The 14,875-nt window shown below is 71.7% G+C and carries 15 protein-coding genes and 1 tRNA gene; 13 read left to right on the forward strand and 3 right to left on the reverse strand.

Features of this window, described 5'->3' with window-relative positions; translation table 11 throughout:
* The first annotated feature begins 119 nt into the window (after positions 1-119).
* From M3C17_RS09245 to M3C17_RS09260, 4 genes are read left to right on the forward strand one after another with little or no spacing between them, the layout of a single operon-like run.
* A complete protein-coding gene (locus M3C17_RS09245) occupies positions 120-1,184 on the forward strand; it encodes a YihY/virulence factor BrkB family protein (RefSeq protein WP_259977385.1) in 1,065 nt (354 codons plus the stop codon).
* Positions 1,185-1,242: 58 nt separating this feature from the next.
* Positions 1,243-2,130 (forward strand): alpha/beta fold hydrolase, encoded by an 888-nt coding sequence (locus M3C17_RS09250; protein ID WP_259977386.1) that lies wholly within the window; start codon positions 1,243-1,245, stop codon positions 2,128-2,130.
* Positions 2,123-2,704, forward strand: a complete 582-nt coding sequence (locus M3C17_RS09255; RefSeq protein ID WP_259977387.1) for a TetR/AcrR family transcriptional regulator — start codon at positions 2,123-2,125, stop codon at positions 2,702-2,704. The genes M3C17_RS09250 and M3C17_RS09255 overlap by 8 nt, the downstream gene beginning before the upstream one ends.
* 1 nt (position 2,705) lies before the next feature.
* Entirely contained in the window at positions 2,706-3,449 is a 744-nt protein-coding gene (locus M3C17_RS09260) for an alpha/beta fold hydrolase (protein ID WP_259977388.1), read from the forward strand.
* A gap of 15 nt (positions 3,450-3,464) precedes the next feature.
* On the opposite strand, the gene M3C17_RS09265 is transcribed toward M3C17_RS09260, so the two are convergent.
* Entirely contained in the window at positions 3,465-4,310 is an 846-nt protein-coding gene (locus M3C17_RS09265) for a DUF2993 domain-containing protein (protein WP_259977389.1), read from the reverse strand.
* Positions 4,311-4,346: 36 nt separating this feature from the next.
* Positions 4,347-6,011, reverse strand: a complete 1,665-nt coding sequence (gene argS, locus M3C17_RS09270; RefSeq protein ID WP_259977390.1) for an arginine--tRNA ligase — start codon at positions 6,009-6,011, stop codon at positions 4,347-4,349.
* Between the two features lie 93 nt (positions 6,012-6,104).
* Here argS and M3C17_RS09275 point away from each other — a divergent pair, with 93 nt between their 5' ends.
* From M3C17_RS09275 to M3C17_RS09315, 9 genes are all read left to right on the forward strand, one after another.
* Entirely contained in the window at positions 6,105-6,920 is an 816-nt protein-coding gene (locus tag M3C17_RS09275; protein ID WP_259977391.1) for an SGNH/GDSL hydrolase family protein, read from the forward strand.
* Positions 6,921-6,936: 16 nt separating this feature from the next.
* Positions 6,937-7,009: transfer RNA gene (locus M3C17_RS09280), tRNA-Arg, on the forward strand.
* Positions 7,010-7,075: 66 nt separating this feature from the next.
* The gene (locus M3C17_RS09285; protein ID WP_259977393.1) at positions 7,076-7,249 is read left to right on the forward strand and encodes a hypothetical protein; all 174 of its coding nucleotides are present in this window, start codon (positions 7,076-7,078) and stop codon (positions 7,247-7,249) included.
* 61 nt (positions 7,250-7,310) lie between these two features.
* Positions 7,311-8,597, forward strand: coding sequence for a Na+/H+ antiporter NhaA (gene nhaA, locus M3C17_RS09290; RefSeq protein WP_259977394.1), 1,287 nt, complete (start codon positions 7,311-7,313; stop codon positions 8,595-8,597).
* Positions 8,598-8,820: 223 nt separating this feature from the next.
* Entirely contained in the window at positions 8,821-9,969 is a 1,149-nt protein-coding gene (locus M3C17_RS09295) for a zinc-dependent alcohol dehydrogenase (RefSeq protein ID WP_259977395.1), read from the forward strand.
* Between the two features lie 2 nt (positions 9,970-9,971).
* Positions 9,972-10,538, forward strand: coding sequence for a hypothetical protein (locus M3C17_RS09300; protein WP_259977396.1), 567 nt, complete (start codon positions 9,972-9,974; stop codon positions 10,536-10,538).
* 10 nt (positions 10,539-10,548) lie between these two features.
* Positions 10,549-10,887 (forward strand): nuclear transport factor 2 family protein, encoded by a 339-nt coding sequence (locus tag M3C17_RS09305; protein ID WP_259977397.1) that lies wholly within the window; start codon positions 10,549-10,551, stop codon positions 10,885-10,887.
* A gap of 40 nt (positions 10,888-10,927) precedes the next feature.
* The gene (locus M3C17_RS09310) at positions 10,928-12,256 is read left to right on the forward strand and encodes a hypothetical protein (RefSeq protein ID WP_259977398.1); all 1,329 of its coding nucleotides are present in this window, start codon (positions 10,928-10,930) and stop codon (positions 12,254-12,256) included.
* Positions 12,253-12,480: a hypothetical protein gene (locus M3C17_RS09315; protein ID WP_259977399.1), complete on the forward strand. Its 228-nt coding sequence runs from the start codon at positions 12,253-12,255 to the stop codon at positions 12,478-12,480. The genes M3C17_RS09310 and M3C17_RS09315 overlap by 4 nt, the downstream gene beginning before the upstream one ends.
* A 19-nt stretch (positions 12,481-12,499) precedes the next feature.
* Here the strand turns inward: M3C17_RS09315 and M3C17_RS09320 are convergent, their stop codons facing one another.
* Entirely contained in the window at positions 12,500-14,848 is a 2,349-nt protein-coding gene (locus M3C17_RS09320; protein WP_396819934.1) for a heavy metal translocating P-type ATPase, read from the reverse strand.
* Between the last annotated feature and the right edge of the window lie 27 nt (positions 14,849-14,875).

A 14,875-nucleotide genomic window follows, 5' to 3' on the forward strand; every position in this document is an offset into this window, starting at 1 on the left:
GAGGGGGCGCACATCGAGTTGCCCCCGATTCTAGGGCAACGCCCACGTCGCCCTGCGCACGGTGACGACCCGCGTCAACCCCCTGGGGACGGCCGCGACGGCCCTTCTAAGGTGGGGTCGTGACAGACACCGACACCCGAGACAGCCAGACCTCCTCCGACGCGCCGTCGCGTCCCGGCCTCGTCGCGCGCATCACCGGTCCGGTCATCGCGTGGGCGCTCGCGCGGCGCCCCGTTCGCGCCGCCCTGCTCTACTCGGAGCGACGCGGCCCGATGCTCGCCGACAGCGTGACATATCGTGCGCTGTTCAGTGTGTTCGCTGGTGTGCTCCTCGGCTTCTCGATCGCGGCGCTCTGGCTCTCCGGCAACCCGGACGCGTGGCGCGCCATCATCGATGCCGTGCAGTCGGCCGTCCCCGGGCTGATCGGCGAGGACGGCGTGATCGACACGAAGGATCTGCGCTCGCCCGCCTCCTTCTCGATCGCCGGGATCATCTCCCTCGTGGCGCTGATCGGCTCCGCACTCGGCGCGATCGGCTCGCTGCGCACGGCCATCCGCGTCATCGCCGGCACCGTGCAGGACGACATCCTCTTCATCTGGGTGATGGTGCGCAATCTGCTGCTGGGCCTCGGCATCGGCGTCGCGTTCGTGCTCGCGGCCGGCCTCACGTTCGTCGGTCAGCTCGGTGCGACGTGGATCGCCGATCTGCTGGAACTCCCGTCCGACTCGCCGCTGGTCGCCTGGACCGTGCGCCTGCTGTCGCTGCTGGTGGTGTTCGCCCTGGATGCCGGGCTGATCATCGGCGCGTTCCTGCTGCTGTCCGGCGTGCGCCCTGCGGCCCGCTCGCTGTGGACGGGCGCCCTGCTGGGGGCGTTCGGCCTCATCGTGCTGCAGCAGCTGTCCGGGCTGTTCGTGGGCGGGGCCACCAGCAACCCGCTGCTGGCGTCGTTCGCCTCGCTGCTGGCGCTGTTGATCTGGCTGAACCTGTCGACGCAGGTGATCCTCGTGGCGTGCGCCTACATCGTCACGGCCGAGGAGGAGCGCACGGATCGGCTGCACGAGCGCTTCGGCGCCAGGACGTTCGTACAGCGTCGCCTGCAGCGCGCCGAGGTGGACGTGCGCATCGCCACGGCCGAGCTGCGGGAGGCGCAGCGGGCCGCGGCCGAGGAGGCGCACCCGAGCTGAGCGGGACAGTCCCCGTTGTGACCAGAAGTGCTAGATTGGTCACAACGAGAGGACGGGCATGACTCCGCGACGCACCCGCATCACCCTTCCCGGCGCCGAAGTGTCTGTCTGCGAATGGGCGCCCGCCGACGAGAGCGGCCTCCCCCTGCTGCTCCTGCACGGAGGAGGAGCGGACAGTGCCGCCCTCTCCTGGGGCGGCATCGCGCCCGAGCTCGCCGCCGCAGGCCACCGGGTGATCGCGCCCGATCACCCCGGGTTCGGCGAGAGTCCCCGCGCGGACTGGCCCGTCACCCAGGAGCGGCTCGTGCAGTACGTCGGCGACCTCGTCGACGCGCTCGCCCTGCGCGACTACGCGGTCGCCGGGCTGTCCCTCGGGGGCGGCATGACGCTCGGGCACCTGCTCGCTCGCCCCGGCGAGGCCAGAGCGGCCGCCCTTCTCGGCTGCTATGGCCTCATGCCGCGGCTCGCCGACGGCCCCACCGCCGCACTCACCCAGCTCAGCACGTTCCTGCTGCTGCGCACCGGACTGCTCGCCGCGATGACCCGCTCGTACGCGCGCAACCCCGCCGCGATGGAGCGCGGTCTCCGCGACCTCGTGCGCTCCCCCGAGGCCCGCACCCCCGAGCTCGTCCGGGCGGTGCTCGCCGAGGCGGCCGACGGCCGCGGCCTGACGACCTTCGGCGAATGGCAGCGCGACCAGGTGGGGTGGAACGGCCTTCGCACCGTCTACACCGACCGGCTCGCCGAGATCGACACCCCTGTCCTCCTGGTGCACGGCGACCGCGACTCCGGAGTGCCCCTCGCTCGCGTCGAGACCGCCGCGCGACTGCTCCCGCATGCACGGCTCGTCGTGGCCCCCGACGCCGGCCACTGGGTGCAGCGCGACCGCCCGGACGTCGTGCTGCCCGCGCTGCTCCAGCACCTCGCGGAGAACGCGCATGCCTAGGCCGCTCGTCCCCCACCGCCGCGACCGCATCCTCGACGCCGCCGAGCTTCTCGTCCTCGCGCAGGGCTTCGACGCCATGAGCATCGCCGCGGTGGCGGAGGGCGCCGGCATCGGCAAGGGCGCCGTGTACCTGGAGTTCTCCGCCAAGCGCGACATCCTCGACGCCCTGCTGCAGCGCGGCAACGCCCGGATCGCCCAGCGCGTCGAGCAGGAGCTCGGGGCGCATCCGTCGCTGAGCGCCGCCTACCGGGAGACCGCGCGCGCCCTGCTCGACGATCCGCTGATGACGGCGGCGTTCCTGGACGACCGCGGGATCCTCGGCGCGCATGTCGCCGCAGAGCCCCACGCCCGCTACCGCGAACGGCACGAGGGCGTCATCGCCTGGATCCGCACTCTGCAGCAGCACCACCGCGTCGTCCCCGACGTGGAGCCGGAGGAGCTGGCGCTCGCACTCTCCAGCGCCACGATCGGCCTGCTCTCCGCCGCCCGGCTGCTCGGTCCCCTCGACCGCGAGCGGCTGGAGGGCGCCATCGACACCATCGGCCGCATGGCCGCCGCGTTCGAAAGGGACTGACATGCACCACGAGACCTTCGGGCCCGCCGGCTCACGGCCGCTGCTGCTGCTGCACGGCGGCGGGGTGGCCGGCTGGATGTGGGACCCGGTGCGTGCGCACCTGGACGACGGCCGCCGCCTGCTCGTGCCCGACCTCCCTGGTCACGGGCGCAGCGCCGCCGAGCCGTACACGTCTCACGCGGAGACCGTCGCGGCGCTGGCCGTGCTGCTGGAGCGCGAGGGCGAACGGGCCCTCGTCGTCGGCTTCTCGCTGGGCGCCCAGCTCGCGGTGCAGCTCGCCGCGCAGCGCCCCGATCTGGTCGCGGACGCCGTCGTGATCAGCGCTCAGGCGGTGCCGCTGCGCGCCGTCGGGCCGACGCTGGCATTGCTGCGCGCGACGGCGGGGCTCGCGCGGAACGAGCGGTTCGCCCGCCTGCAGGCGCGCGAGCTGTTCATCCCGGACGACCTGCTGCCCGCCTACCTGGAGACCTCGGCCGGCATCTCGCGCGAGACCCTGCTCACGGCGGTCGAGGCCAACCTCCGCTTCGTCCCTCCGGCGGGGTGGGCGGACTTCCCCGGGTCTCCGCTGGTGCTGGTGGGCGAGAAGGAGAAGCCGCTCATGCACCGCTCGGCCGCGGCCCTGCACGACGCCCTCCCCTGCAGCACCGTCGAGGTCGTGGAAGGGTGCGGGCACGGCATCCCGCTGCAACGCCCCGAATGGCTGGCGGCACGGCTCGCCGAGCGGATGGACGCGGTCGCCGGCTGAGCGCGCCGACGCGGGTCAGCGCGGGCAGGTGCCCTTGTCCTGGAGGGACTCGTCCGTCACGATCGCCCCGTCGACGTCGACATCGATCACGGCCGCGCCGTCGACGATCTCGAGTCCCGTCAGCGTGAGACCGGCCGGAAGCTGATCGGCGATGCACACGCGCCGCGGCTCGGTGATCCCCTCACCGAGCGAGCCGAGCGACGACCCGACGCGGTTCAGGTCGATGTCGATTCCGCCCACGCTCGCCGCCACCGGCGTGAGCTCCAGGTCCCCCTCGACCGCACCCGGGGTGAGCGTCACCGAGACGGGCACGGCTGTGCCCAGCACGTCGAAGGAGCCGCTCAGCGTCGCGTTCGGCGCCTCGAGCGCGACCGACTGCACCGGCAGATCCGTCCCGGAGAGCAGTGCGGTGAACTGGTCCTGATCGATGCGGATCGTACCGTCGGCACCGCCGAGGTCCCCTCCGCGCAGCGGCACACCGGTCGCCGTCACGTCCACGGCGCCCGTGATGCCCTCGAGCGTCACCGCGTCGGTGGACAGGTGGAGGCTGTCGAGCCGCCCGCCGATCAGCTGCGGGAGCAGCAGCCCCGATGCCTCCACGTCGAGCTCCTGGTCGGCCGGAAGGTCGAGCTGTTCGATGACGACCGATCGCACGATCCCCGGCAGCACGGCACGCGCGATCAGCTCCGCGGCCACCACGAGCACCGCGAGCACCACCACGACGATCAGCAGCACCCACGGCCATCGGCGACGGCGCGGGGTCGCAGCGGCCGTCCGGTCCTCCTGCGAGCCGGGGATCACCAGGGTCGGCTGCTCCGCCGACGGCTCCGGATACGGCAGCGTGCGGTTGTCGTCGCTCATGAGGTCATCCTTCCGCACCGCGGCGAGCCGCCGTGGCTACATGCGCTCCGGAGCGGAGACGCCCAGCAGGTCGAGACCGTTGCGGAAGACCTGGCCGGCGGCGTCGTTCAGCCACAGGCGCGTGCGGTGCACGCTCTCCACGGGGTCGTCGCTCAGCGGGATCACGCGGCAGTTGTCGTACCAGCGGTGATACAGGCCCGCGAGCTCCTCCAGGTAGCGGGCGACGCGATGCGGTTCGCGCACCTGCGCCGCGAACGCCACCACGCGCGGGAACTCCTGCAGCGCGCCGAGCAGGGCCGCCTCGGTCTCGTGCGTGAGGGTCTCCGGTGCGAACTCGGAGCGGTCGACTCCGGAGTCGGCGGCGTTGCGCGCGACGTTGTGCGTGCGGGCGTGCGCGTACTGCACGTAGAACACGGGGTTGTCATTCGTGCGCTTCTGCAGCAGCTCGGGGTCGAGGTCCAGCGGCGAGTCCGCGGGCGAGCGCTCCAGCGAGTAGCGCAGCGCGTCGGTGCCGAGCCAGTCGAGCAGGTCGTCCATCTCGATGATGTTGCCGGCGCGCTTGCTGAGACGGGCGCCGTTGATGGACACCATCTGCCCGATCAGCACCTGGATGTTCTTCTGCGGGTCGTCGCCCGCCGCGCCCGCGACCGCCTTCAGACGATGCACATAGCCGTGGTGGTCGGCGCCGAGCAGGTAGATCTTGTCGCGGAAGCCCCGGTCACCCTTGTCGAGGTAGTAGGCGGCGTCGGCGGCGAAATAGGTGTACTCGCCGTTGGAGCGGCGGATCACACGGTCCTTGTCGTCGCCGAAGTCGGTGGTCCGCACCCACACGGCGTCGCCCTCGTCGAACACATGCCCCTGCGCGCGCAGGCGGTCCACGGCACGGTCGATCAGGCTGAGGCCGTCGGCGTCCTTCGCATGCAGGGTGCGCTCGGAGAACCACACGTCGAACGGCACGTTGAAGCGGTCCAGCGAGTGCTTGATCTCGGCGAGCTGGTACTCGTACCCGAGCTCGCGCGCCACGTCGAGCTGCTCTGCGGCGGGGAGGTCGAGAAGGTCGGGGCGCGCCGCGAGCACGCGCTCCGCCAGGGTGGCGATGTACGCGCCGGGGTAGCCGCCCTCCGGGGTGGGCTCGCCCTTGGCGGCGGCCAGCACGGAGGCGGCGAAGCGGTCCATCTGCGCCCCGGCGTCGTTGATGTAGTACTCGCGCACCGCGGTGGCGCCGCTTGCGAGGAGCAGCCGCACGATCGCGTCGCCCAGGGCCGCCCAGCGCGTGTGCGCGATGTGCAGCGGACCTGTGGGGTTCGCCGAGACGAACTCGACGTTGACGCTCACGCCCTCCTGCGAGGAGTTCGTGCCGTAGGCCGGGCCCGCGTCGACGATCACCTTGGCGAGTGCGCCCGCGGCCGCGGCGTCGAGACGGATGTTGAGGAAGCCGGGACCGGCGACCTCGGCGCTCGCGACGCCGTCCACCTCGGCGAGCCCCTCCGCGATCTGCTGCGCCAGCTCGCGCGGGTTCGTGCCGAGGGGCTTGGCCAGACGCATCGCGATGTTCGACGCCCAGTCGCCGTGCTCGCGGTTGCGCGGACGCTCCAGCACGATGTCGGCGGCGGTGAGGTCGAGCGGCTCGCCAGGACGTCGTTCCTCGGCGATCGGAGCGAGGACGGCGAGGAGGGCGGTGGCGAGCGTTTCAGGATTCATAGACTCCCCAGTTTACGGGGGCGGCCAGGCGCCGACCGCCGCCCGCGACCGCGCCGAGTTTGCGTTCGCGCGACCGTGATCTACTCTCATGCCATGAAGGCCCCCGCCATCCGTCGTCGTCTGCGCACCGCAGGGGTCGCCACCGTCCTCCTCCTCGCCGTGTCCGCGGGTGCGCTCGGCGTCTGGCGGCCATGGACGCCGGCACCCTCCGCCGCGCCGGTCGCGGGCGCCGCCGCCGGCGACGACCAGGTCTCCGCTGTCATCGCGCCGGCCCCGCTCGCGCTGCCCGATCAGCCGACGGTGCTGGTGTTCGGCGACTCGTGGACGTACGGCTCCGCGGCGACCGACCCCACGCTCGGCTACGCGTACGTGCTCGCGGATCTGCTGCACGGCACGACCGTGGTGAACGGCGTGCGGGGCAGCGGATACCTCAAGCCCGGCCTCGACGGCCCCACCTTCGGCGAGCGCATCGCGGCGCTCGACCCCGCGCTCGACCCCGACCTCGTGATCATCCAGGGCTCGATCAACGACAGGGCGCAGGGTGTAGACGGCTACCGCGAGGCCGTGACCGCCGCGTGGGATGCACTCGCCGCGCTCTACCCCGACGCGACGATCGTCGTGCTCGGCCCCGCCCCGCACGAGCTCCCCGTCGGCGCGGCGACCGCCCGCATCGACCATGATCTGTCCGAGCTCGCGGCCGCGCGCGGCTGGTGGTACATCTCCCCCGTGGCGGAGAACTGGATCACACCGCAGAACTATCTCGCCGTGATCGACGTGGAGGTCGGCCGCAAGCACCCGTCCACCGACGGGCACCGTTACCTCGCCGAGAAGCTCGCCGCCGACCTCGACGCACTGCGCGCCGCGCCGGTCACCGAGGCCGGTGGGTCGGAGAGCACCCCCGACGAGTGATATTGTCGATCGGTACGCCTCCGTAGCTCAGTGGATAGAGCGCCGGTTTCCGGTACCGTAGGTCGCAGGTTCGACTCCTGTCGGGGGCACGTACAGCAAGAGGGACCGCCCATAGGGCGGTCCCTCTTCTCGTTGCCGGCGGGTAGCCTGGTGGGGTGCCCCTCCTCCACGTCGCCGGATCAACGCGCGCCCCGCGCCGTCTCTTCTCGGCGACGCCGATGACGGAGTGGATGCGGGTCGTGCTGCACCCCGGCACCAACGGGTGGACCAGCGTCTGGGGCACCCTCTCGCACGGCGAGATCGCCGGGTGCCCGCCGCCACAGGGATAGCCGCGCCCGGAAGGGTGCGGCTGCGTCGCGTCACCCACCCGTTCTTCCGTGAGGTATCCCTGTGTCTTCTTCGTCGTCCCCTGCCCGCTTCCGACTCGCACCGCACGAGCTGTGGCGCGGCATCCGCTCCACCGCCCGCAGCGACGTGCTCGGCGGCGGCCTGCTGCTGACCGCCACCCTCGCCGCTCTGATCCTGGCCAACTCCCCCGCGGCTCCCTGGTACGAGAGCATCCGCGACTTCCGCTTCGGCATCCCCGAATGGCACCTGGAGCTGAGCGTGGGAGCCTGGGCCGCCGACGGACTGCTCGCCATCTTCTTCTTCGTGGTCGGGCTCGAGCTGAAGGAGGAGTTCGTCGCCGGACGGCTGCGCGACCCCCGCCGCGCGGCCCTTCCCATCGCCGCGGCCGTCGGTGGCGTGGCCGTCCCCGCCGCACTGTTCGTCGCGCTGAACGCGAACGCAGCCGAGGACGTGCTGCGTGGCTGGGCGATCCCCACGGCCACCGACATCGCGTTCGCCGTGGCCGTGCTGGCCGTCGTCGGACGGTTCCTCCCCCCGGCCCTGCGGGTGTTCCTGCTGACGCTCGCGATCATCGACGATCTCATCGCGATCACCATCATCGCGACGTTCTACACCGAGACGATCGACGCCCCGTGGCTCATCCTGGCGCTGCTCCCCCTGGCCGGATTCGCTCTGGCCGCGCAGAACGGCGTCCGCTCGTGGTGGGTGCTGCTCCCCCTGGCCGTCGCGGTCTGGGTGTGCATCCACGCCTCCGGCGTCCACGCCACCGTCGCCGGCGTCCTGCTCGGCTTCCTGGTGCCGGTGCGACCCACCCGCCGTGCCCGCGTGCGGACCGGAACGGATGCCGACGGCGCTCCGGTGTACGACGGCCTGGCGGCGCACTTCGCCGACCGCTGGGGCATCGTCGCGACGCTGGTCGCGGTGCCGGTCTTCGCGTTCTTCGCGGCCGGCGTCGACATCGGCGGTGTCGACGGACTCGTCTCTGCCCTCGTGGACCCCATCACGATCGGCATCATCGTCGGCCTGGTGGTCGGCAAGCCCCTCGGGATCCTCCTGACGACGTTCCTCCTCAGCCGCGTCCGCGGCCTGCGCCTGGACGAATCGCTGCGCTGGCCCGATCTCGCGGGCATGTCGCTGCTGGCCGGCATCGGGTTCACGGTCTCCCTCCTGGTGGGCGAGCTCGCCTACGGCACGAGCAGCGTCGCCGACGACCACGTCAAGATCGGCGTGCTGCTCGGCTCGCTGATCGCGGCGGTCCTCGGCGGCATCGTGCTGGGGCTGCGGAGCCGCCGCGCCCGCCTGGCCGGCGCTCCCCCGATGGCCGGCTGACCACGCCCGGCAGCGGAACGCGGCTGCCCCGACCGGGGCAGCCGCGTGGAAGGACGCGCACCGTCGGCGTCGCTACGCCCCATCCGCGGCCGCGTCAATCCCCTCGGGGACGACGGCAGCGGTGTCTAGCGTCGATCGCCCAGCCACCCGTCGACGCCGCGGGCCCCCGCCCGTGAGACAAGGAGCACGCCATGATCCCCCACGCCGCCCGCGGAGCCCTCCGATGAAGGCGATGGCCTACCGCGGTCCATACAAGATCCGCGTCGAGGAGAAGCCCGAGCCGACCATCCAGCATCCCAACGACGCGATCGTCCGGGTGACGCGCGCCGCGATCTGCGGCTCCGACCTGCACCTGTTCCACGGCATGATGCCGGACACCCGCATCGGGCACACCTTCGGCCATGAGATCGTCGGCATCGTCGAGGAGGTCGGCTCCTCGGTGCAGACCCTGCAGCGCGGCGACCGCGTCATGGTGCCGTTCAACATCTTCTGCGGCTCCTGCTACTTCTGCCGGCGCGGGCTGTTCTCGAACTGCCACAACGTGAATCCCAACGCGACCGCGGTCGGCGGCATCTACGGCTACTCGCACAGCACCGGCGGCTACGACGGCGGACAGGCCGAGTTCGTGCGCGTGCCGTTCGCCGACGTGGGGCCCTCGATCATCCCGGAGTGGCTGAGCTCGGAGGACGCCCTGCTGCTCACCGACGCGTACTCCACGGGCTACTTCGGCGCACAGCTCGGAGACATCGCCGAGCGGGACACCGTGGTCGTGTTCGGCGCCGGGCCCGTCGGGCTGGCGGCCGCCCGCTCGGCGTGGTTCCTGGGCGCCGGACGTGTGATCGTCGTCGATCACCTCGACTACCGCCTGGAGAAGGCACGCACTTTCGCCTTCGCCGAGACCATGCTGCTGTCCGAGGTGGGCGACATCGTGCTCGCACTGAAGAAGGCGACCGGCTACCTCGGAGCGGACGTCGTGATCGACGCGGTCGGCGCCGAGGCGGACGGCAGCGTGGTGCAGCACGTCACCGGCGCCAAGCTGAAGCTGCAGGGCGGCTCTCCCGTCGCCGTCAACTGGGCCATCGACTCCGTGCGCAAGGGCGGCACCGTGTCGATCCTGGGCGCGTACGGGCCGGTCGTCACCGCGGTGCGCCTCGGCGACATCGTGAACAAGGGGCTCACCGTGCGTGCGAACCAGGCTCCGGTGAAGCGCCAGTGGCCGCGCCTGCTGGAGCACATCCAGGCCGGTCACGTGCAGCCGAGCGAGCTGCTGACCCACCGATTCCCGCTGGAACACATCGCCGAGGCCTACCACGTGTTCTCGGCCAAACTCGACGACTGCATCAAGCCGCTCGTGGTCGTCGGAGAGGAGTGACCATGCCGTACGAAGCCTCCCGCCCCGACCTCGCGCCGCCCGCCGACGAGCTGCGCGCACGCATCCCCGGGTGGGGTTCCGACCTCGCGCCCGAGCACCGCCGCACCTGGCAGCAGGTGGACGACATCGGCGACACCGGCGCGCACTGGGACGTGCCGGAGCGTCAGGGGCCCGACCGCGGGCGGGAGCGCTCGATCGAGCACGCCATGCTGCCTCCGGTGTGGGGCACCGCGCAGCCCCTGCACGGCGTCTCCGGGGCGATCCGCCGCTTCGCCTACGCGCGGTTCAGCGAGACGAAGAACACCCGCTGGCTCCTGCTGGTGCTCGGCGACCGGGTGGACGCCGTGACCGCACACGCGCGCTCCCTCTTCACCCGCCGCCCGGACGAGCCGATCACGCAGACCGGAGTGGCCGCGGAGTTCACCCACCATCCGCTCGCCTCCCGGTTCGGCCGCGGACGCCTCGATCTCCGGCACACGTGGCTCGACCCGATCATCGTGGTCGGGCCCTGGGTGGTCACGGTCGTGGTGGCAGTGCGCGCGCTCCGGCGATGGAGCGGCCGACGATGAGGGGGACGCCATGGGTCTGATGGAAGAGCTGCGGGCGAGCGAGGAGCTGCTCTCTCTCGGCGACCTCGATCACTATCGCGCGGTGTGCCGCGAGGACGCGGTCTTCGTGATGCCCGGCATGGTCGCGACCAAGGACGAGGCGATCGCGGGGCTGGAGCAGGCGCCACCGTGGGACGAGTTCTCCCTGGCGGACGTGCGGATGCGTGAGCTCGGCGTGGATGCGGCCGCGATCGTGTACCGCTTCCGCGGCCGGCGCGGAACGCAGCGCTACACGGCGGACATGATCTCGACCTACGCGTGGTCGGACGGCCGTTGGCGCCTCGTGCTGCATCAGCAGACACCTGTGTGACCGTCATACCAATATCTCGCTCCGCGGTAGGATCGGGCCGATGGCCTCCGCGCTTCTCAGCCCCAGCCCCAGCGAGACCGACGTTCGGCGACCCTCGCGCACGGCGGGTTTCGTCGTCACCACGCTGGCACTGGCGACCTTCGGTCCCTATCTGCTGCAGAGCATCCGCACGGAGCAGGCCGCTGTCTACGGGCTGACGCTCCTCATGCTGCCGGTGATCTTCTCGCGGTTCCGGCCGCAGGGCGGCCTGCGATTCTTCCTGCCCTGGATCGGCTATGTCGTGGTCGCGACGCTCGGGGTCATCGCCCCCAGTGCTGGGGAGATGCCATATCCCCCTGGCTCCCTGCTCGGCGGACTCGACAACGTGCTCGCGCCGCTGGCGCTGATGCTGCTCATCTGGTCGGTCGTGCCGGAACAGGATTCCGAGCGACTGCTGAAGCGCTTCTGCAAGATCGTCGCGGTCGCCATGGCGATCAACGGCGCCATCGCCATCCTCTCGACCCGCGTCGACGTCGCCGCGTTCATGCGCCCGTTCTGGGCGAACGAGGACAGCACGACCACGGCCGACCTCGCGGCACAGATGGGCCGCTACTCGGGCATCTTCAACCTGCCCTCCGAGGCCGGAGCGCTCTACGGCGTCGCAGGCCTGGCGGCGATCTACGCGTGGAACAACCGCCCCGTGCTGGTGGCGGTGCTGGTCACCCTGATGACCCTCGGCGGCCTGATCAGCGTCTCGAAGGTCTTCATCTTCGGCGGCCTTCCCTTCATCGTCCTGTACTGGTTCTGGTCGCAGCGCGGCGGGCGCAAGGTGGCGGCCCTGTTCGGCCTCGTCCTGATCCTCGCAGGCGTCGTGCAATCCGGGGTGTTCTCGGAGTGGACCGGCGCGAACTACCTCGGCCGTCTCTTCGTGAAGTCCAGCGACCAGGGTTTCCTGGAGCTGTACAGCGCCGGACGCTTCGACACCGACTCCACATTCACCACCGTGGTCGACCAGGCCCTCACCTACAACCCGCTCACGGGTGTCGGCGCCGCGGGCTGGAAGATGCCCTACGACGGCGCCGTGGCCGAGTCACTCATCGTCGGCGGCGTGATCGGGCTCATCCTGATGGGCATCGTGACGCTGTCGATGTTCACGCTTCCCCGCGGCCTGGACAAGTCCGGCCAGTGGTTCGCGTTCCTGCTCGCCGTCGTCACGGTCGCCGGCTCTCTCGGCTTCTCGCCGCTGACGGCGAACCGCATCTCCACCGTCACCTGGGTCCTCATCACCCTGCTCGTCCTCGTCGCCCGCAACCGGCGCCACGAGGCGGCCAGGGCTGCCGAGAGGGCGGACACCACGATCACGCCGCCCGACCTGCGGGTGCGGTCGTGAGCGACCTGCGTCGTCCCGCGGTCACCTGGACCGACTTCTTCGGGCCGTTCATCCCGCTCGGCTTCGGCGTCGCGCTGCTGCTCTCCACGCCGGACGCCTGGGGCGTCGTGATCGGGCTGATCCTCCTCGCCACCGGGCTGGTCCTGCTCGAACGGCTGCGACGCGACGCCGCAGCCGACGAGCCGACGGACCGGGAGAGCGACGTCTCGGGCCCGAGCCGCTAGCGTCGGGCCCGAGCAGCCGTCAGCGCTTCAGCACCGCGCGGGTCGTGACCTCCGGTCTCAGGTCGAGCCGACGCAGCAGCTGGGCGTTGAGCGCCACCACGATCGTCGACAACGACATGAGCACGGCACCCACCGACATCGGCAGCACGAACCCGATCGGCGCCAGCACGCCCGCCGCGAGCGGGACCGACAGCAGGTTGTACCCCGCGGCCCACCACAGGTTCTGCTTCATCTTGCGGTACGACGCCCGCGACAGCTCGATCACCGAGAGGACCGAACGCGGATCGTCGCCGGCCAGGATGACCCCGGCCGAGGCGATCGCGACATCCGTGCCCGCACCGATCGCGAGCCCGACGTCTGCCTGCGCCAGCGCGGGAGCGTCGTTCACGCCGTCGCCCACCATCGCGACCCGGCGTCCCTCGCCCTGAAGCTCCTGCACCTTGGCCGCCTTGTCCTCCGGGCGCACGCCCGCGAACACCCGATCGATGCCGAGATCGGCGGCCACGGTGTGCGCCACCGCCTCCGCGTCGCCCGTGATCATGACGACCTGCACTCCCAGCGCGTGCAGCGCATCGACCGCCTCGCGCGACTCCGCCCGCACCCCGTCGGCGAGCTTGAGCGCGCCGATGACCTTGCCGTCGCGCACGACGTGCAGGATGATCGCGCCGTCCGCCCGCCACTGCTCGGCCACCGAGAGCTCCTCGGCTCCCTCCTCCGTGAGCAGGTGCGGCCCGCCCACGCGCACCGTGGCGCCGTCGACGGTCGCCGTGACACCCACCGCCGGCGACGACGTGAAGTCGCGGCTCGCGGGGACCGCCAGGTTCCGGTCCTTCGCGGCGCGCACGATCGCCTTCGCCAGAGGGTGCTCGCTGTCGGCCTCCGCCGCCGCCGCGAGTGCCAGCACCTGATCCGCCTCGAGGTCTCCGGCGACGGACACCTCGGAGACCACCGGCTCGCCCTTGGTCAGCGTGCCCGTCTTGTCGAACAGGACCGTGTCCACCGTGCGCATGCTCTCCAGCGCGAGACGGTCCTTGACCAGCACTCCACCGCGGGCGGCACGCTCGGTCGCGATCGACACGACGAGCGGGATCGCGAGTCCCAGCGCATGCGGGCAGGCGATCACGAGCACGGTGATCGTGCGGATCACGGCGTCGTCGGGAAGGCCGAACAGGGTCCAGACGACCGCGGTGATCGCGGCGGCGCCCAGCGCGAACCAGAACAGCCAGCCCGCGGCGGTGTCGGCGAGCCGCTGCGCGCGGGAGGACGAGTTCTGCGCCTCGGTGACCAGGCGCTGGATGCCGGCGAGGGTCGTGTCGTCACCGGTCGCGGTGATCTCGACGCGCAGGCCGGAGTCGGTGGCGACGGTGCCGGCCGTGACCGTGTCTCCCACGCCGCGCGACACGGTGCGCGACTCGCCCGTGACCATGGACTCGTCCATCGACGCGCGGCCGTCCACGATGCGGCCGTCTGCGGGGATGCTGCCGCCTGGGCGGACGACGACCACGTCACCCACTCGGAGGTCCGCCGGTGCGACCCGCACGACCTCGTCGCCCTCCACGCGCTCCGCCTCGTCCGGCAGCAGCGCCGCGAGCGAGTCGAGCGCCGAGGTGGTCTGGGCGAGCGAGCGCATCTCGATCCAGTGGCCGAGCAGCATGATGACGATCAGCAGTGCGAGCTCCCACCAGAAGTCGAGCTCGTGATGCAGCAGCCCGAGGCTGGCGCCCCACGAGGCCACGAACGCGACCGTGATGGCCAGCGCGATCAGGAGCATCATCCCTGGCTTGCGCGCGCGGAGCTCGGACACGGCGCCCGTGAGGAACGGCCTGCCGCCCCAGATGTACATGACGGTGCCGAGCACCGGAGAGACCCACGCGAGTCCGGGGACGTCGGGCAGCGAGTAGCCGAGGATCATCGCGAACATGCCGGACAGCACGACCGTGGGGACCGCGAGCACGAGCATGATCCAGAACAGTCGCCGGAACTGCGCGACGTGATCGCCGTGACCACCGTGGCCGCCGTGGCCCGCGTGGGCGTCGTGACCGCCGTGGCCCGCGTGGGCGTCGTGGCCCGCGTGGGCATCGTGATCGGCAACGCTGCCGTGGCCCCCGTGGCCGCCGTGGCCCGCCTGCGCGTCATGGCCGCCGTAGCCCGCCTGCGCGTCATGGCCGCCGTAGCCCGCCTGCGCGTCGTGGCCGCCGTGGGCATCATGGCCCGCCTGCGCGTCGGAGCCGCCGTGGGCATCGTGGCCCGCGGCATCGTGGCCCGCGGGGGCGTGGCCCGCGTGGGCGTCGGCGGTCGCCGGCGCGGGATGGGGGTCCGTGCCGGCGGGGGCGTCGTGCGGGGTGTGGTCGTGGTGCGGGGTGCTCATGGATGTTCCCTCCAACGTCGATGATGC

The organism is Microbacterium sp. p3-SID336, from assembly GCF_025143365.1.
Taxonomy (GTDB): domain Bacteria; phylum Actinomycetota; class Actinomycetes; order Actinomycetales; family Microbacteriaceae; genus Microbacterium.